Consider the following 17,476-nt stretch of genomic DNA (forward strand, 5'->3'; position numbering starts at 1 on the left):
ACCGGAACCGGTTTCGGATGATCGAATATAGACGGGCTAGTTACCCGAACGCATCGCCACTGTGGCGATGCCAGCGCCGACCAGCAGCGTGCCGCCGGTGCGGTTGAAGATGCGGATTGCCTTGGGATTGCGCACGACATTGCGGGCGCGTGCCGCGACCAGCGCATAGCCGAAGGCATTGGCGAAGGCGAGCGCCAGGAAGGTCGTCTCGAAGATCAGCATCTGCGTCCAGAAATTGGCATGCCGGTCGAGGAACTGCGGCAGGAAGGCGACGAAGAAGGTGATGCTTTTCGGGTTGAGCGCGGTGACCAGCCAAGCATGCGCCATCATCTTGGCCGAGGATACCGCATCGGTTCGCGGTTCTGCCTTCAGCGCGTCGCCGGCGCGGAACAGCTTTACGCCGAGATAGATCAGATAGCCGGCGCCGATCAGCTTCAGGATGGTGAAGACACCAGCCGAAGCGGCGAGCAGCGCGCCGATGCCGAGCATCGACAAGGTCATGGCGGTGAAGTCGCCCAACGCCACGCCGACCGCCATCGGCAGGGCGGTGCGCCAGCCCTGGCCCAGCGCATAGGACACGACCAGCAGGATGGTCGGACCCGGAATGATGAGGAGGATGGTCGACGCGGCGGCGAAAGCGGCCCAGTTCTCGAAGGACATATCTGTCTCCCTTGGGTTAAGGAAAAGGATAAATCCTCAGCCCAGGGAGAATGTAAAGAGGCCTGATTTTTGTTTTTTACGCAATTCCGGAAGGCAACCCGCCGCGCCGGAATTGCCGCGATATCAATTGCGCCAAAGGCAGGTCGGCGTCAGTTCGCGCCACCCAGCGTGCTCACGATATCGGCCAGGCTGACATCGGCACCGAAAACCAATGCGACCGCGGCAATGGCAGCGGCAAAAAGCGTGATGTCGGTTTTTAACGTCTTGCACATGGAGGCCCCTCGCTGATCGCCTGATGGGGTAGGAGAGACCGGTGCCGGGATTATGACCCGAACTGGGTCTTTTTGTGCAGGAGCGCCCGGTTGGCGCATCATTCGCGACGGCCCGAGACTGCCAGGCAAGGCGCAATGCAGGCGGCGCAAGGCATTCACGCTTTATCAACCATGAATGATGAAAATGCCCACTATCCGGCCGGACCGTGCTTCCCGCCGACAGCGTAGGGTTTGGGTATATGCGTGAGTTGCCGCAAGGTCTGACGCCGCCACGAAACGGCGACGCAATCGATACCGATCATGTTCTTTCCCGCCGCGCCATCCTGTCCGGAGCAGGCGCGCTGGCACTGCTCAGCGCCGCCGGCTGTTCGACCTCGGGTGACGGCGGTATGCCGGCGCTCCAGCTCGACAATACGGTCACCGGTTCAGTTCCGCCGATGCGGCCCGCGATCAGCGTCGACAAGAACATCACCAGCGCTGATGTCATGTATGCCGCTTTGACGGACAACGGCTTCAACGTGCCTGAGGTGCCGTACCTGAAGGTCAAGCCGGAATTCCGCCGCCAGATCGTCGTCGACACCACCGGCGAGGCGCCCGGCACCATCGTGGTCCACCTCAAGGAGCGCATGCTCTATCTCGTCCAGCCGGGTGGTGACGCCATCCGCTATGGCGTCGGCATCGGCAAGGACGGCTTCCGCTGGTCCGGCCGCGCCAACATCCAGTACGGCAAGGAATGGCCTACCTGGACGCCGCCGCCGGAAATGATCCAGCGCAAGCCCGAACTGGTGAAGTGGCAAGGCGGCCAGCCCGGCGGCCTCACCAATCCGCTTGGGGCGCGCGCGCTCTACATCTACCAGGACGGCAAGGACACTGGCTACCGCATCCATGGCTCGCCCGAATGGTGGAGCATCGGCCAGGCGATGTCGTCGGGCTGCGTGCGCCTGATCAACCAGGACATTATCGACCTCTACAGCCGCGTTTCGAAGAAAAACCCGGTCGTCGTCATGTGATCCTTTATCCCTCTGTTTCTCCCGTTGCGTGATGCGGCAAGACAGGCCAAGGTGCCTTGAAAACCATCGCTCGGGAGACGTCAGGAATGGCCGGAACTTTTGTTATCGCGCAAGGCGGCGGCCCGACCGCCGTCATCAACCAGACTGTGGTCGGTGCCACGCTGGAGATCCGTAAGCGGCATCCCGGCGCCAAGGTGCTGGGTTCCATCCATGGCGTGCGCGGCATCCGTGACGGCAATTATGTCGACCTCTCCGCCATCCCGGAAGACCGGCTGCGGCTGATTGCCGGAACGCCGAGTGCAGCGCTCGGCTCGACGCGCGACAAGCCGGATGCCGCCTATTGCGACGTGATCCTCAACGGGCTGAAGAAAGCCGGCGCCGATGCCTTCATCTATATTGGCGGCAACGACACGTCGGGCACGCAGCAGATCCTGACCGATGCCGCCGGCGGCTCCATCGCTTTCGTCCATGCGCCGAAGACGATCGACAATGATCTCGAGGAAAACGACCACACGCCGGGCTTCATCTCGGCGGCCGAGTTCGTCGCCGGCGCCTTCCTGTCCGTCGATCTCGATTTCCGTGCGCTCCCCGGCATCTATGTCGGCATCGTCATGGGCCGGCATGCCGGTTTTCTCACCGCAGCCGCCGCGGCCTGGCAACTCGATCCAGACAGCGGACCGCATCTGGTCTACGTGCCGGAACGACCATTCTCCGCGGCCGGTTTCATAGACGACGTGCGCGCCACGCTCGACCGCCACAAGCGCTGCATCGTCGCCGTGTCGGAAGGGGTGAGCACCGCCGACGGCAAGGCACTGGTCGAAAGCCTGGTGCCGCCGGAAAAGCTCGAGCGCGACGCGCATGGCAACGTCAAATTGTCGGGCAGCGACCTGCCGGCCGCACTCGAACGTGCATTGGCCGAGGGGCTGCCGGGCAAGCGGGCCCGCGTCGACGCACTCGGCTACATGCCGCGCGGCTATGTCGGCGCCATCAGCGCCGTCGACGCGCAGGAGGCATTCGATGCCGGCGCCTTCGCCGTCTCCGTCGCCGAACAGGGTGGCGGCTCGGTGGCGCTGCAATTTGACGGAACGAAAACCGTGCTGAAGAAGGTGCCGCTGAAAAACGTCGCCGGCAAGACCCGCCACATGCCGGATAATTTCATGAAACCCGACGTCAACCAACTGTCGGAGGCCGGCATGGCCTATCTCAAGCGGCTGGTGCCGGAAAAGTACAAGGTCGGGAAGCCGTTCGTTTGATGTCAGGCTCACACCTGATGCCGGGCTCACTTGTGATGCCGGGCTGGTTCAGCAAGAGCATCGTCGACGACAGGACGACGATGCTGACCGAGCCGTTCGTGCATGAGTATGTGCGTGCCAATATCTGGCATCTGCGCGGCCGCGACACCGACCTCCTGGTCGACACCGGCATGGGCATCTGCCCGCTGGCGCCGGAGATCGAGATGCCTCGGGGCAAACCGCTGCTGGTTGTTGCCACGCACATCCATCTCGATCACGTCGGCTCGCTGCACGAATTTCCGTGGCGGGCGGGGCCGAAGATGAGTGCGGCGCATTTCGAGAGCATGGATGAGGCGGCGACCTACGCCTGGATGTTCCACGATCTCGAAGGCGCCGTTTCGAAACTACCGGCGCCGGGCTGGAAAGCCGCCGACTACAAGATCCCAACGGCGCCGCTGACGCGGACCCTCGACGAGGGCGATTTGATCGATCTCGGCGACCGGCAATTCCGCGTCCTGCATCTGCCCGGGCATTCACCGGATTCGATCGCGCTGTTCGACGAGACCGACGGGCTGTTTTTCAGCGGCGACGCCATCTACGACGACACGTTGATCGACTCCCTGCCGGATTCCGACCGTGCCGCCTATATCAGCACCATGCGACGCTTGCTCGAGCTGCCAATCCGCATCGGCCATGGCGGCCACGGGCCGAGTTTCGACGGCAAGCGCATGCGTGAGATCGCGACGGATTATCTGCGCCGGCATGACGATCCGTAAGCGTTCCCTGAATTAAATCTTCGTAAGGTCGCCCAAAAACCCTAATTCGGGCCGATCGGCACCCTAGATACCCTGGTGTCGATCCGGCCGGCCGCCATGTACGGCGAGACAGGCAATCCGGTCGTCGACACGCCGACGGGTGCTTCCTCCCAAGATGCCCGCGGCGCCAGATCAACCCTCGCCCGGACAGAACGACCATGTCACCTCTTGGTATTCTTCGTAGGCATCGCGTCGCCGCCCTGCTGGGCGCTGCGCTGATCATCTCCCCCGTCGTCGTCTCGTTCGCCCAGAGCGCGAACAGCACCGGCGTCAGCAAAATTGTCGCGACGACCCAGACCCCTGTCGCCGGTATCACCGCCCCCAACGGCTCCTTTGCGCCGATCGTGGCGGCCGACAAGCCTGCGGTGGTGACGATTACCACCGTCATGAAAGCACAGTCGGCAGGCGCCGATGACGGGATGCCTCTCGGCAACTCGCCGTTCGACCAATATTTCCGTCAGTTCTTCGGTGACCAGGGCATGCCGGCACCGCAGACGCCACCGCAACAGGCGCAACGCGCCGAGGCACTCGGTTCCGGCTTCATAGTCAATGCTGACGGCACCATCGTCACCAACAACCACGTTGTCGACGGCGCTTCCTCGATCAAGGTGACGCTCGACGACGGCACCGAACTTCCAGCCAAACTTGTCGGCCGCGACGCCAAGAATGACCTTGCCGTGCTCAAGGTCAAGACCGACAAGTCATTGCCGACGGTCAAATGGGGCGATTCCGACAAGCTTATGACCGGCGACCAGGTGCTGGCGATCGGCAATCCGTTCGGCATCGGCACCACGGTGACGGCCGGCATCGTTTCGGCGCGCGGCCGCGACCTGCATAGCGGGCCGTTTGACGATTTCATCCAGATCGACGCGCCGATCAACCACGGCAATTCCGGCGGCCCGCTGGTGGATGTGAACGGCAATGTCGTCGGCATCAACACGGCGATCTATTCGCCCAATGGCGGCAGTGTCGGCGTCGGCTTCGCCATTCCGTCCGACCAGGCGCAAAAGGTCGTCGCCAAGCTGATGAAGGACGGTTCGATCCAGTACGGTTATCTCGGCGTCGAAATCCAGCCGGTGACGCCTGACGTGGCAAGCGCCATCGGGCTCGATCATGCCGGTGGCGCACTGGTTTCCAAGGTCAATGACAGCTCGCCGGCGGCGAGTGCCGGCGTCGAAACCGGCGACGTCATCACCGGCTTCGCCGGACAGGACGTGAAGGATCCCAAGGATCTGTCGCGCGCCGTCGCCGATGTCGCGCCTGGCGCCAAGGAGACGTTGGATGTCTGGCGCAAGGGCAAGGCGATGCAGATTTCCGTCGACGTCGGGCAAAACAGCGACGATGTGAAGACGGCATCGACCGATAATTCCGGCACGCCGAGCACCGAACAGGGCTCCCGCGCGCCGGCGATCGGCCTTGGCTTGATGGACCTCACATCAGACATTCGCCAGCAAATGAACCTCGCCGAGAACGAGCATGGCGCGTTGGTTGCGCGCGTCAATCCCGACAAGGCGGCGGCCGCTGCCGGCATCCAGCCCGGCGATATCATCGTTGCCGTCAACCAGGCTCCGGTAAAGAGCGCCAAGCAGGTCACGCAGGCGATCGCGCAAGCCAGCAAGTCGGGCCGCAAGTCGGTGCTGCTGCTTGTCGAACGCGACGGCGGCCAGATCTATGTCGCCGTACCATTCGCCAATAGCTGAGGCGCTGTGCCGATGTGGCGAGCCTGCCGGTGACGGGGCTAGAGCTTGCGCAGCGCCACTTCTTCGACCAGATGGTCGGCGCCCTTGCGCAGGATGAGGTCGGCGCGGGCGCGCGTCGGCAGGATGTTTTCGCGCAAATTCTTCAGATTGATGTTGGTCCACAGGCCTTCGGCGATGGCGCGCGCCGCTTCCTCCGAGAGCTGCGAGTAGCGGTGGAAGAACGAGTCCGGATTCCGGAAGGCGGTCTCGCGCAGCCGCATGAAGCGCGAAATGTACCATTCGTGGATCAGCTTCTCGTCGGCATCGATATAGATCGCGAAGTCGAAAAAGTCGGACAGGAAGGGCACGATCTTGCCGTCCTGCGGCAGCTTGCCCGGCTGCAGGACATTGATGCCTTCGAAGATCAGGATATCAGGTCGGTCGATAGTGACGAACTCGCCGGGAATGACGTCATAGGTGAGGTGCGAATAGACCGGCGCGCGGACATCGGGCAGCGCCGACTTGATGCCCGAGAGGAAGCGCAGCAGCGCGCCGACATCATAGCTGTCGGGAAAACCCTTGCGCTCCATCAGGTTTTCACGGCGCAGAACCTCATTGGGCAGCAGAAAACCGTCGGTGGTGATGAGATCGACCTTGGGGCTCGACGGCCAACGAGCCAGAAGCTCCTTCAGCACGCGCGCGGTGGTCGATTTGCCGACCGCGACGGAGCCTGCAATGCCGATGATGAACGGCGTTTTGACGATATCGACGGCGTTGAAGAAGGCCTGGCGCTGCCGAAACAGAAGCTGGCTCGCCTCGACATGGGCGGACAGCAGCCGCGACAGCGACAGGTAGATGCGCTTGACCTCCTCGAGGTCGACCGGATCGTTGAGCGATCGCAGCCGGCGGAACTCGTCCTCGCTCAGCGTCAGCGGCGTGTCGGCGCGGAATCGCGACCATTGCTCGGCGGAGAAGAAACGAAAGGGGGAATATTTCTCGGTTGGCGCGAGCTGATCCATCGAGATACCTGCCCTCCCTCGCGGTCAGCCCTTGGGCCGTGACGCCTTCTCGGCGATGCCCGAACGCCCGGTGCGGCCTTCGAGCTCGTTGAGCACGTCGCTCAACGGAACACCCGAGAGGCCGAGAACGACAAGCCAATGATATATAAGATCGGCACTTTCGGAAACGAGGCCCTGTCTGTCGCCCTTGACGGCGGCAATCACCGTCTCGACCGCCTCCTCGCCAAGCTTCTGGGCCGCCTTGTCGATGCCGCGCGCGAACAGCTTCGCGGTCCAGGAGTCCGGGTCGCCGGAATGGGCGCGGTCCCTGATGATTGTCTCCAGATCGGAGAACGAAAATTCAGCCATGGCGCCTGGGCCCTTTTCTTAGCCGGACAGGCTCTAGGGCCGATCGCCCGAGGAGTCCAGCCGCATCGGCAGCCCCGCGGCGGCCATGTGCGCCTTGGCCTGTGCTATGGTGTAGGTGCCGAAATGGAAGATCGAGGCCGCCAGCACCGCGCCGGCATGGCCGTCGCGAATGCCTTCGACCAGGTGATCCAGCGTGCCGACGCCGCCCGAAGCGATGACCGGAGCGCGCACCGCATCAGCGATCGCACGCGTCAGCGCGATGTCGTAGCCGGCCTTGGTGCCGTCGCGGTCCATCGAAGTCAGCAGGATCTCGCCGGCGCCGCGATCGACCATCTTGCGGGCGAATTCGACCGCGTCGATGCCAGTCTTCTCGCGCCCGCCATGGGTGAAGATCTCCCAGCGATCAGCCTCGCCGGCACCGGAGACCTTCTTGGCGTCGATGGCGACGACGATGCACTGGTTGCCGAACTTGTCGGCGGCTTCGGCGACGAAATCCGGGTTCTTCACCGCCGCCGTGTTGATCGACACCTTGTCGGCGCCGGCCAAAAGCAGCTTCCTGATGTCGGCGACCTGGCGCACGCCGCCGCCGACGGTCAGCGGCATGAAGCACTGTTCGGCGGTGCGGGCGATGACATCGAAAATGGTTTCACGGTTGTCGGACGAGGCGGTGATGTCGAGAAAGCAGAGCTCGTCGGCTCCGGCGGCGTCATAGGCCTTGGCAGCCTCGACCGGGTCGCCGGCGTCGATGAGGTCGACGAAATTGACGCCCTTGACGACACGGCCGTCCTTGACGTCGAGGCAAGGGATGACGCGGGCTTTCAGCATCAGCGGCCCTCTATCGTGGCGATGAGATCGTTGAGCAGTTGGCCGACCCGCGGCGGCACCTCGGCCTGCGCGTCGAAAGCCGGATCGTAAGCGGAAACGGTGATGCCGACGACCGGCACCGCAAGCGCCATGGCACAGGCCGCGTCGCGCAACTGTTCGGGGCTCGGCCCCCCTGACGTGACGTAGCGGTTGGCCTGCAGCTCCTTGGGGTCGTGCACGTCGAGATCGAGATGCATGTGCACGTTCTTGGCGCCGGCGGCCCTCAGCTTTGCGGTTGCCGGTCCCACGCCGGGGCATTCGGTACGGATCACCGGCAAGGTCTCGAGGAGTTTTGTCTCGGCCGGATCGAGATCGCGGGCGTTTAGGAGCACACAGCGCGACGGATCGATGGGCTTGAAGCCGGGAATGGCTGATGCCATCGGGCGCCAGCACAGGCCAAGCACGGTCGCGAGCGCCATGCCGTCGAGAAAGCCATATATGGAGGTCTCGGGCGTGTTGAGGTCGCCATGCTGGTCGGCCCAGATGATCGCATCGGCGCCCGCACCGGCGACCGCGCCGGCCGATGTCAGGCAGTTTCCGGCCAGCACAATGGGAAAACGCCCCCTGTCGATGGCAATGCGGACCTCGCCCGAGACGGCGTTGCAGACGGCAAAACCGGTGGCGATCTCGCGCTCCTGGTCGGGGCCGACCCTGCCGATATCCTCGACCGCGACGTCGTGGCCGGCGATGGTCAGGGCGTCGACCAGACCGCCTGCAATCAGCGCATCCGGGCCCTGGCCCATGCCGCCATGATAGTGGCCGCTGTCATAGGAGGCCAGGATGATGGTAATCTTCACGTTTTCGCCTCCGCCGCCGGCCGGCCCTGCAGGATCGCCAGCGCCTCGGCCGGGTCGATGCGGCCGTCATAGAGCGCGCGGCCCGAGATGGCGCCTTCGAGCTTTTGCGCGTCGGGCATGGTCATGCGCACGATGTCGGCGATAGAGGCGAGGCCGCCCGAAGCGATGACCGGGATCGACACCGCCTCGGCGAGGTCGATGGTGGCGTCCCAGTTGATGCCGGTCAGCACGCCGTCGCGGTCGATGTCGGTGTAAATGATGGCGGCGACGCCGGCGCCCTCGAATTTCCTCGCCAGTTCGATGACGCCGAGGCTCGACGCCTCGGCCCAGCCCTCGACCGCCACCTTGCCGCCCTTGGCGTCGATGCCGACGGCCACCTTGCCCGGGAAAGCCTTGCAGGCCTGCCTGACCAGATCGGGATCGCGCACCGCCACCGTGCCAAGGATGACCCGGGCGAGGCCGCGGTCGAGCCAGTCCTCGATCTGCTCCAGCGTGCGGATGCCGCCGCCGAGCTGCACCGGGTTCTTCGTCGCCTTGAGGATGGCGCCGACGGCAGCACTGTTGACGCTCTGGCCCTTGAAGGCGCCGTTGAGGTCGACGACGTGCAGCCATTCGAAGCCCTGATCCTCGAAGGCTTTTGCCTGCGCGGCGGGGTCATCGTTGTAGATGGTCGCGGTCGCCATGTCGCCGTGCTTCAGGCGCACGCATTGGCCGTCCTTGAGGTCGATGGCAGGAAACAGGATCATCTAGGCACCCTCGACGATCGCGAAATGACCGGTTGAAGCCGCCAATCGATGCTGCAACGCCGTCTGGTAAGCCTTCGACCGGTAGCAGTTGAGGGCCGTTTCATAGGAGTCGAACTCGACCACCACATGCCTGCCAAAATCGGATCCTTCGGGGTTCGTGACCTGTCCGCCGCGCACTAGGTAGCGACCGCCAAAGTTCGAAATGGCATCGCCGATGGCGTCACGATAGTGCTGGTAACCCTCTACGTCGGTCACTGTCAGCATAACCACCCAGTAGCCCTTCTTGCTCATGATCTAGGGCCTCCAACGCAGAAAATTGGTGATCAGCGCCAGCCCCAGCGCCTGGCTCTTCTCTGGATGGAACTGCGTGCCGACCAGATTGTCGCGGGCGACGGTGGCCGTTACCGGGCCGCCATAGTCGGCTTCAGCCAGAACCTCGTCCGGCTTCGTCGCATCGAGATGGTAGGAATGGACGAAATAGGCGTGCAGCCCCGCCGGGCCGGTCGGGATGCCGGCAAACAGCGGGTGCTGGCGCCTGAGTTCGATCGTGTTCCAGCCGATCTGCGGGATCTTCAGCGCCGGATCGGCCGGCGTGATCTCCTTGACGTCGCCGGATATCCAGCCAAAGCCATGGGTGACAGTCTTTTCCAGGCCGCGCTGCGACATCAGTTGCATGCCGACGCAGATGCCAAGGAAGGGCCGGCCCTTGGCGATGGCGACATCCTCGACCGCTTCCCACATGCCGTCGACGGCGCGCAGGCCTGCCGCGCAGTCGGCATAGGCGCCGACGCCCGGCAGGACGATGCGGTCGGCGCTGCGCACCCGGTCGGCATCGGCGGTCAGGTCGATTTCAGCCGATATGCTGGCTTCGCGCGCGGCGCGCTCGAAGGCCTTGGTGGCCGAGCGTAGATTGCCCGAACCGTAGTCGATGATTGCTACCCGCATGTCAGCGCCGTCCCGGTATGTGGGTCAGGCCCAGCGCCATGCCCGGCTGCGCCGGGCGCGCCAGGGCAGCATCCGGAACGATGCGCGGCGCGGGAGTGTTCTCCTCGGCATGCCCCTCGACCTCCAGCGCATAGCGGATGTCGGCATCGTCGAGCCGGCCGGCCTGAACCACGCCCCATTCATGCCAGCCGCGCCGGCGTAGCGCCGCGATACGCAACCCCTGCCCTTCGAGGCCGACATAGAGCGATACCAGCAGCGACAGCAGCGAACTGGCCAATCCGAGCCCAAGTTCCTGGCCAGCCATCGAGAGCAGGCTCATGACGATGAAGGCAAGTCCTGCTTCGATCCACAGCCGGTGCCAGGCGAGCCACAGCGGCGGCACCAGCAGGCCGAGCCAGGTGAAGCCGTCACGGATAAAGGCCGTTGTGTCGACCTTCTCACTGCGGCCGGGCGGTTCCATCACGACATAGGTGGCCATGGCCTATCCCTTCAACGATCCCTTGGTGGAGGGAACCGCGTCCGGCTGGCGCGGGTCGGGCTCGAGTGCCGCGCGTAGCGCGCGCGCCACCGCCTTGAAACAGGTTTCGGCGATGTGGTGGTTGTTGGCGCCATAGTGGTTGGTGACATGCAGCGTGATGCCGGCATTCTGGGCCAGCGCCTGGAAGAATTCCCGCACCAGTTCGGTGTCGAAGGTGCCGATCTTGGGCGACGAAAAGGACACGTTCCAGACCAGGAAAGGCCGGCCGGACACGTCGATCGCGGCGCGCGTCAGCGTCTCGTCCATGGCAAGGTCGATCGAGGCATAGCGCATGATGCCGCGCCGCTCGCCGAGCGCCTTGGTCAAGGCCTGGCCAAGCGCGATGCCGGTGTCCTCGACCGTGTGATGGTCGTCTATGTGCAGGTCGCCCTTGGCCCTGACCGTCATGTCGATCAGCGAATGGCGCGAAAGCTGGTCCAGCATATGATCGAAGAAGCCGACGCCCGTGGCGATATCGGATTTGCCCGAGCCGTCGACATGGACCGACACCGAGATGTCGGTTTCCTTGGTCTTGCGGCTGGCTTCGGCGGATCGGGGCGCCATCACTCTATCCTTGTCCCAGCGGTTCACATGGTGACCGGTTCACAGGCTTCAAGCGCTCGCGGGCTTGAAAACGAATGCCTTCTATCAGCATGATCCGGCGATTGCCAGTTGCCTCGCACATAGGTATCGGCCTTGCCGGAGAGGCGATTTGCAATCATGGGTCCCATGCATACATATGGCCGATAAAATCACTCGTACCGCGCCAATCGCCTTTTGGGATCGCGCGAATCGGAGCCAATAAATGTCTGATAATCTGACCATGCACGCCACGACCATCGTGACGGTGCGCAAGGGCAACAAGGTGGTGATCGCCGGCGACGGCCAGGTCAGCCTTGGCCAGACCATCATGAAGGGCAATGCCCGCAAGGTTCGCCGCATCGGCAAGGGCGGTAATGTGATTGCCGGTTTCGCCGGCGCCACCGCCGACGCCTTCACGCTGCTGGAGCGGCTGGAAGCCAAGCTTGAACAATATCCCGACCAGTTGACGCGCGCTTGCGTCGAGCTCGCCAAGGACTGGCGCACCGACCGCTATCTGCGCCGGCTGGAAGCGATGATGCTGGTGGCCGACAAGTCGGTCTCGCTGGCGCTGACCGGCACGGGCGACGTGCTCGAACCCGAATTTGGCGTCATGGCCATCGGTTCAGGCGGCAATTACGCTCTGGCGGCAGCGCGCGCGCTGATGGACACCGACAAGGACGCCGAGGAGATCGCCCGCAAGGCAATGCAGATCGCCTCCGACATCTGCGTCTACACCAACAACAATTTTATTGTCGAAACGCTCGATGCCGCCTGAGCAAGCCGGTCATGATCCCGAAAAGTGGCGCCCGGTTTTCGGAAGAGATCATGGCCAAACAGGAAGCTAGCTACGATTTTCGGCCGGTGACTGAAAAAGACCTGCCGATGATCGCCGGCTGGCTGGCCGAGCCGCATGTCGCCGAGTGGTGGAACGATCCGGAGATGGAAATCGCAGAGATTCGCGATCATATCGACTCGATTTCGGTCGAGCCGCTGATCGTCGAACTCGACGGCAAGCCGATCGCCTATCTGCAGAGCTACGACCCGCATCTGGAAGACGACCATCCCTATGCCGACCAACCGTTCGGCACGCTCGGCATCGATTTGTCGATCGGCCGGCCGGAGCTGGTCGGCATCGGCCATGGTTCGGCGATCGTGCGCCAGTTCGTCGAAGATCTGTTCGAGGAAGGTGTGCCCCGCGTCATCATTGACCCCGATCCGGCCAATCTCAGGGCCATCCGCGCCTATGAAAAGGCCGGATTCCGGGCCATAGACCGCAGGCAATCGGTCTATGGCGACGTCGTGCTGATGGCGATCGATGCCGACGATGATGAAGAGGGGGAATAACCAGATGAGCAAACCCGGCGTGGACGATGGCTATTCGGCCTATGAAGACAGCTGGCGCATGGGTCTTCTGCTCGTCCTTGGCCTGCTCATCTTCCAGGCCGGGGCTCTCTATGGCATGGGCCGGACACCGATCTGCACCTGCGGCTATGTGAAACTGTGGCATGGCGTGGTGAACAGTTCGGAGAATTCCCAGCACATTGCCGACTGGTACACCTTCTCGCACATCATCCACGGCTTCCTGTTCTACGCGCTGGCGAAGTTCCTGTTCCCGCGGTCGCCGGTCGGCTTGCGGCTGGCCTTCGCCGTCCTCATCGAGGGCGGCTGGGAATTGCTGGAGAACAGCCCGTTCATCATCGACCGCTACCGCGCCGGCACCATGTCGCTCGATTATTACGGCGACAGCATCATCAATTCGGTGTCCGACACACTGGCCATGGTGTTGGGATTTGTGATGGCGCGAAGGCTACCTATATGGGTGATCGTCAGCCTCGCCATCCTTTTCGAACTGGGTACCGGCTATCTCATCCGGGACAATCTGACACTCAACGTGATCATGCTGCTGCATCCGTTCGAGGCCATCAAGCAGTGGCAAAGTGGAATTTAGCTATGACGACATTTTCTCCCCGCGAAATCGTTTCCGAACTCGACCGCTTCATCATCGGCCAGAAGGACGCCAAGCGCGCCGTGGCCATCGCCTTGCGCAACCGCTGGCGCCGCCAGCAGCTGGTAGGTCAGATGCGCGAAGAGGTGATGCCGAAGAACATCCTGATGATCGGGCCGACCGGCGTCGGCAAGACCGAGATTTCGCGCCGCCTGGCGCGGCTGGCCGGTGCGCCTTTCGTCAAGGTCGAGGCGACCAAGTTCACCGAGGTCGGCTATGTCGGCCGCGATGTCGAGCAGATCATCCGCGACCTCGTCGAGATCGCCATCGGCCTGGTGCGCGAAAAGATGCGCGAGGATGTGAAGGCGCGGGCCCACATCAATGCCGAGGAACGCGTGCTGGAAGCGTTGGTCGGCAAGACCGCCAGCCCGGCGACGCGTGACTCTTTCCGCAAGAAGCTGCGCGACGGCGAACTCGACGACAAGGAAATCGAGATCGAAGTGGCCGACACCGGCAATGGCGGCATGCCTGGCTTCGAGATCCCCGGCATGCCGGGCGCCAATATCGGCGTGCTCAACATCAACGACATGCTGTCGAAGGCGATGGGCGGCAAGAAGACCAAGTCGCGCAAGACGACGGTGAAGGAATCCTACGATCTGCTGGTCAGCGACGAGTCCGACAAGCTGCTTGACCAGGACGAGGTGGTGCGCCGGGCGCTCGACGCGACGGAAAATGACGGCATCGTCTTCCTCGACGAGATCGACAAGATTGCGGCCAGATCCGACATCTCCGGCGGGCCTTCGCGCGAAGGCGTGCAGCGTGACCTGCTGCCGCTGGTCGAAGGCACGACGGTGGCGACCAAATACGGGCCGTTGAAGACGGACCATATCCTGTTCATCGCGTCGGGTGCGTTCCACGTCTCGAAGCCGTCCGACCTGCTGCCGGAATTGCAGGGCCGCCTGCCGATCCGCGTCGAGCTCCGCGCTTTGGAGAAGGAGGATTTCGTCCGCATCCTGACCGAGACGGAAGCGAGCCTGATCAAACAGTATATCGCGCTGATGAAGACCGAGGGCGTCGATCTGACTTTCACCGACGACGCCATCGATTCGCTCGCCGGCATCGCTGTCGACCTCAATGACAGCGTCGAGAATATCGGCGCCAGGCGACTGCAGACGGTGATGGAACGGGTGCTGGACGAGATTTCGTATGACGCGCCCGACCGCAACGGCACGTCGGTCACCATCGACGCCGCCTATGTGGAAAAGCATGTCGGCGACCTGTCGCGAAACACAGATTTGTCGCGTTTCATCCTTTAAACGACGGTAGCGGGTCATTCCGGCGCCGGCTTAGGCAATATTCCGGCGAACAGAACCATGTGTGGCCAGATGGTACCATCCGGCCACCTTTCGTCTTGCCGGGTGAAGGGGCGCTCTCGACTCAACCCGGAGCATTACCCTAGTTTGCCCGCAAGATTTGCAGGCGGCGGCGCATGAAAAAACTCATCCTGGTCCTTCTCGGCTTGACGCTGGCGGCGACGCTGTTCGCCGCCGATGCCGCGACATTGGTGCCGCCGGGAAACCGTAATGCTGAGCAGCCCGACATCCCCGGCGCCTCGAGCCGGCGCACGCAGGCGACCAATACCACCTTCCAGGCGAAATACCGCAAGGTCTATGCCTTGCTGCAGAACGACCCCGATCTGCGCGGCAAGATCAAGAAGGCCGCGTCCGCCTATGGCATCGATCCGATGCACATCGTCGGCGCCATCGTCGGCGAGCACACCTACAATGTCGACGCCTATGACCGGCTGCAGACCTACTACGTCAAGGCGATCTCTTATCTCTCCAGCAAGCTGTCCTTCGCCTATGAGGGCGAGGACATCACCGATTTCGTGCAGCGACCGGAATTCAAGAAGTGCGCAGGGATGTCCGACAGCTATGATCTGTGGGAATGCCGCGAACAGGTGTGGAACCATGCGTTTCGCGGCAAGAGCGTTGGCGGCGAGGACTTTCCCGACGACCGCTTCGGCGCCACCTTCTTCCAGCCCTACTATGCCGGCCAGACTTTTGGGCTCGGCCAGCTGAACCCTTTGACCGCCTTGCAGATGAGCGATCTCGTGCACAAGGTGTCGGGCCTGCCGAAGCTCGACGTCGGCGACCCCAATTCGGTCTACAAAACCATCATGGATCCCGACCTGACGCTTCCTTACGTCGCCGCGACGATCAGGAAGTCGATCGATGCCTATAAGAGCATTGCCGGCTTCGACATTTCGGGCAATCCGGGGCTGACTGCCACGCTCTACAATGTCGGCAATCCGGAGCAGCGCGCCTACGCGCTGAAGGCGGAAAACGACAAGCGCCGCGCCGCCGGCGAGCCGGAAAAATTGCCGGAGGAGAATTATTACGGCTGGCTGGTCAACGACAAGCTGCCGGAGCTGAAGGCGCTGTTCTAGGGCGCTTCAGGCCGCCAGCAACGACTTCAGCTTGACGGCCTGCGATCCCAGTGCCTCCGGTGCTGGCCTGGCATGCTTGCCGATCAGCATTTCGGCCAGCCTGATGTCGCGGGCGACCGCATTGCCGGGACCAATGCCGCTGGCCGCCACCAGCCTGCCGTCCCCGGCCAGATGGAAGAGGATGAAGGCGCCGTCACCGAGATCGCGACGAACCGTGCTTTTGCCTTCATCCGAAAGGCCTGCGATCTGCAGCGACAGGCCATACTGATCCGACCAGAACCAGGGCACCGCCGCATGCGTCTCGCCGGCGCCGAGCATGTTTTTCGCGGCCAGCGCGCCCTGTTCCTGCGCATTGCGCCAGGCTTCGAGCCGCACACGGCGGCCGCCATAGACGGCAAGCGGGAACGAACAGCAGTCGCCTGCGGCAAAGATGTCGGGATCGCTGCTGCGCAGTTCGGCATCGACCGCAATGCCGTTGTCGATCGTCAGGCCGGCTTCGGCGGCGAGCCCAGTCACCGGCACGGCGCCAATGCCGATGATGGCGAGATCGGCTGATATTTCGCGCCCGCCGGCAAGTCTTATGCGCACCTCGTTGCCGTCATCGGCGATGGATGCGATGCCGTCACCGCATAGTATGTGGACGCCTTCAGCGACATGCGCTTGATGGATGATTTCAGCGATCTCGGCAGGAACGCCGCGCATAAGGATGCGCGGCTGCGCCTCTATGACGGTAGCTGTAGCGCCGAGCTTGCGGGCAGAGGCGGCAAGTTCGAGGCCGATGAAACCGCCGCCGATGACGGCGATGCGGCTGCCGGCGCTGAGATGGGCGCGAATGGCCAGCGCATCGGCGAAAGTTCTGAGGTAGACGCAGCGCGCGCCTAGGCCAGGCATCGGCAGTTTGCGCGGGGTCGAGCCGGTGGCCAGCAGGAGCTTGTCGTAGGGCAGCACCGAACTGTCCGACAGGCGCACCGTATGCGCCGCACGATCGATCGCAACGGCCTGGACGGAACGGATATGCCGGATCGATTTCTCGGTCAGGATCGCGTCGCTGGCGATCGCCTTGATTTCCGGCGCGTCGCTGGCCATCGCCTCCTTGGACAGAGGCGGCCGTTCGTAGGGCAGATGCGGCTCGTCGCCGACCAGCGTCACCGGCCCGTCATAGCCGAGATCGCGCAGCGCAAGGGCTGCCCGCCCGCCGCATTCGCCGGCGCCGATGATGACCATTCCCCGCGCCATATCCATCACCCGATCTGAACGAGGACTTTGCCGGCGTCGACCTTGACCGGATAGGTTTTCAGGTTGACGCAGACCGGCGCGCCCCTGGCCGCGCCGGTCTTGTAGTTGAAGCGGCCATTGTGCTTGGGGCATTCGATGATGTCGTCCATCACCAGCCCGTCGGCGAGATGCACCTTCTCATGCGTGCAAAGCCCGTCGGTGGCGAAATATTCGTCGTCCGGGCTGCGATAGATGGCGAAGGTGCGCCCGCCATGATCGAAGCGCATCACATCCTCTTCATCGATGTCATCGGCAGCACACGCCTCGACCCAGTCGCTCATTCAGTCCTCCCAAAAGCAATTCCAGGAAAAGTGCGAGCAG

General features: G+C 63.3%; 22 protein-coding genes. 9 read left to right on the plus strand and 13 right to left on the minus strand.

Going from position 1 to position 17,476, the window contains the following annotated elements; translation table 11 throughout:
* Nucleotides 1-36: 36 nt before the first annotated feature.
* On the minus strand, nt 37-660 hold the full coding sequence (locus tag AC04SF_RS12865) for a LysE family translocator (RefSeq protein ID WP_488478099.1): 624 nt from the start codon (nt 658-660) through the stop codon (nt 37-39).
* 149 nt (nt 661-809) lie between these two features.
* Nucleotides 810-932: a hypothetical protein gene (locus AC04SF_RS12870; protein WP_488478100.1), complete on the minus strand. Its 123-nt coding sequence runs from the start codon at nt 930-932 to the stop codon at nt 810-812.
* 239 nt (nt 933-1,171) lie between these two features.
* Here AC04SF_RS12870 and AC04SF_RS12875 point away from each other — a divergent pair, with 239 nt between their 5' ends.
* The 4 genes from AC04SF_RS12875 (at nt 1,172) to AC04SF_RS12890 (ending at nt 5,689) form a co-directional block, all read left to right on the plus strand.
* Nucleotides 1,172-1,942: a L,D-transpeptidase gene (locus AC04SF_RS12875; protein WP_488478101.1), complete on the plus strand. Its 771-nt coding sequence runs from the start codon at nt 1,172-1,174 to the stop codon at nt 1,940-1,942.
* 86 nt (nt 1,943-2,028) lie between these two features.
* On the plus strand, nt 2,029-3,195 hold the full coding sequence (locus AC04SF_RS12880) for a diphosphate--fructose-6-phosphate 1-phosphotransferase (protein WP_096452713.1): 1,167 nt from the start codon (nt 2,029-2,031) through the stop codon (nt 3,193-3,195).
* Between the two features lie 35 nt (nt 3,196-3,230).
* A complete protein-coding gene (locus tag AC04SF_RS12885) occupies nt 3,231-3,950 on the plus strand; it encodes an MBL fold metallo-hydrolase (RefSeq protein ID WP_488478595.1) in 720 nt (239 codons plus the stop codon).
* A 197-nt stretch (nt 3,951-4,147) separates the two neighbouring features.
* Nucleotides 4,148-5,689 carry a DegQ family serine endoprotease gene (locus AC04SF_RS12890; protein ID WP_488478102.1) on the plus strand — a complete coding sequence of 514 codons (1,542 nt, stop codon included), beginning with the start codon at nt 4,148-4,150 and terminating at the stop codon, nt 5,687-5,689.
* Between the two features lie 38 nt (nt 5,690-5,727).
* Here the strand turns inward: AC04SF_RS12890 and coaA are convergent, their stop codons facing one another.
* The 9 genes from coaA to hisB are packed head-to-tail and all read right to left on the minus strand — an operon-like array spanning nt 5,728 to nt 11,468.
* Entirely contained in the window at nt 5,728-6,687 is a 960-nt protein-coding gene (gene coaA / locus AC04SF_RS12895; protein WP_488478103.1) for a type I pantothenate kinase, read from the minus strand.
* A 24-nt stretch (nt 6,688-6,711) separates the two neighbouring features.
* Nucleotides 6,712-7,035, minus strand: coding sequence for a phosphoribosyl-ATP diphosphatase (locus AC04SF_RS12900; protein WP_488478104.1), 324 nt, complete (start codon nt 7,033-7,035; stop codon nt 6,712-6,714).
* Between the two features lie 33 nt (nt 7,036-7,068).
* Nucleotides 7,069-7,863, minus strand: coding sequence for an imidazole glycerol phosphate synthase subunit HisF (gene hisF, locus AC04SF_RS12905; protein ID WP_488478596.1), 795 nt, complete (start codon nt 7,861-7,863; stop codon nt 7,069-7,071).
* Nucleotides 7,860-8,696, minus strand: coding sequence for an arginase family protein (locus tag AC04SF_RS12910; RefSeq protein ID WP_488478105.1), 837 nt, complete (start codon nt 8,694-8,696; stop codon nt 7,860-7,862). Before AC04SF_RS12910 ends, hisF begins: the two co-directional genes overlap by 4 nt.
* Nucleotides 8,693-9,442, minus strand: a complete 750-nt coding sequence (hisA, locus tag AC04SF_RS12915; protein ID WP_488478106.1) for a 1-(5-phosphoribosyl)-5-[(5-phosphoribosylamino)methylideneamino]imidazole-4-carboxamide isomerase — start codon at nt 9,440-9,442, stop codon at nt 8,693-8,695. Before hisA ends, AC04SF_RS12910 begins: the two co-directional genes overlap by 4 nt.
* Nucleotides 9,443-9,733: a DUF1330 domain-containing protein gene (locus AC04SF_RS12920; protein WP_488478107.1), complete on the minus strand. Its 291-nt coding sequence runs from the start codon at nt 9,731-9,733 to the stop codon at nt 9,443-9,445.
* Between the two features lie 3 nt (nt 9,734-9,736).
* A complete protein-coding gene (hisH, locus tag AC04SF_RS12925; RefSeq protein WP_488478108.1) occupies nt 9,737-10,387 on the minus strand; it encodes an imidazole glycerol phosphate synthase subunit HisH in 651 nt (216 codons plus the stop codon).
* A 1-nt stretch (nt 10,388) separates the two neighbouring features.
* Complete coding sequence (locus tag AC04SF_RS12930) at nt 10,389-10,865, minus strand: DUF2628 domain-containing protein (RefSeq protein WP_488478109.1); 477 nt, start codon at nt 10,863-10,865, stop codon at nt 10,389-10,391.
* A gap of 3 nt (nt 10,866-10,868) precedes the next feature.
* Entirely contained in the window at nt 10,869-11,468 is a 600-nt protein-coding gene (gene hisB / locus AC04SF_RS12935; RefSeq protein ID WP_010912875.1) for an imidazoleglycerol-phosphate dehydratase HisB, read from the minus strand.
* A 241-nt stretch (nt 11,469-11,709) separates the two neighbouring features.
* Between hisB and hslV the strand changes: the two genes are divergently transcribed.
* The 5 genes from hslV (at nt 11,710) to AC04SF_RS12960 (ending at nt 15,880) form a co-directional block, all read left to right on the plus strand.
* Nucleotides 11,710-12,261 (plus strand): ATP-dependent protease subunit HslV, encoded by a 552-nt coding sequence (hslV, locus tag AC04SF_RS12940; protein ID WP_115141365.1) that lies wholly within the window; start codon nt 11,710-11,712, stop codon nt 12,259-12,261.
* 50 nt (nt 12,262-12,311) lie between these two features.
* Nucleotides 12,312-12,830 (plus strand): GNAT family N-acetyltransferase, encoded by a 519-nt coding sequence (locus AC04SF_RS12945; RefSeq protein ID WP_488478110.1) that lies wholly within the window; start codon nt 12,312-12,314, stop codon nt 12,828-12,830.
* A 4-nt stretch (nt 12,831-12,834) separates the two neighbouring features.
* Nucleotides 12,835-13,434 (plus strand): DUF2585 domain-containing protein, encoded by a 600-nt coding sequence (locus tag AC04SF_RS12950; RefSeq protein WP_488478111.1) that lies wholly within the window; start codon nt 12,835-12,837, stop codon nt 13,432-13,434.
* A gap of 2 nt (nt 13,435-13,436) precedes the next feature.
* A complete protein-coding gene (gene hslU, locus AC04SF_RS12955; protein WP_488478112.1) occupies nt 13,437-14,747 on the plus strand; it encodes an ATP-dependent protease ATPase subunit HslU in 1,311 nt (436 codons plus the stop codon).
* A gap of 173 nt (nt 14,748-14,920) precedes the next feature.
* Nucleotides 14,921-15,880 (plus strand): DUF1402 family protein, encoded by a 960-nt coding sequence (locus AC04SF_RS12960; RefSeq protein ID WP_488478113.1) that lies wholly within the window; start codon nt 14,921-14,923, stop codon nt 15,878-15,880.
* Nucleotides 15,881-15,886: 6 nt separating this feature from the next.
* Here the strand turns inward: AC04SF_RS12960 and AC04SF_RS12965 are convergent, their stop codons facing one another.
* Nucleotides 15,887-17,122 (minus strand): NAD(P)/FAD-dependent oxidoreductase, encoded by a 1,236-nt coding sequence (locus AC04SF_RS12965; protein ID WP_488478114.1) that lies wholly within the window; start codon nt 17,120-17,122, stop codon nt 15,887-15,889.
* Nucleotides 17,122-17,436, minus strand: a complete 315-nt coding sequence (locus tag AC04SF_RS12970; RefSeq protein WP_096452689.1) for a Rieske (2Fe-2S) protein — start codon at nt 17,434-17,436, stop codon at nt 17,122-17,124. Before AC04SF_RS12970 ends, AC04SF_RS12965 begins: the two co-directional genes overlap by 1 nt.
* Nucleotides 17,437-17,476: the final 40 nt, after the last annotated feature.

This window comes from Mesorhizobium sp. CNPSo 4671 (assembly GCF_057784245.1).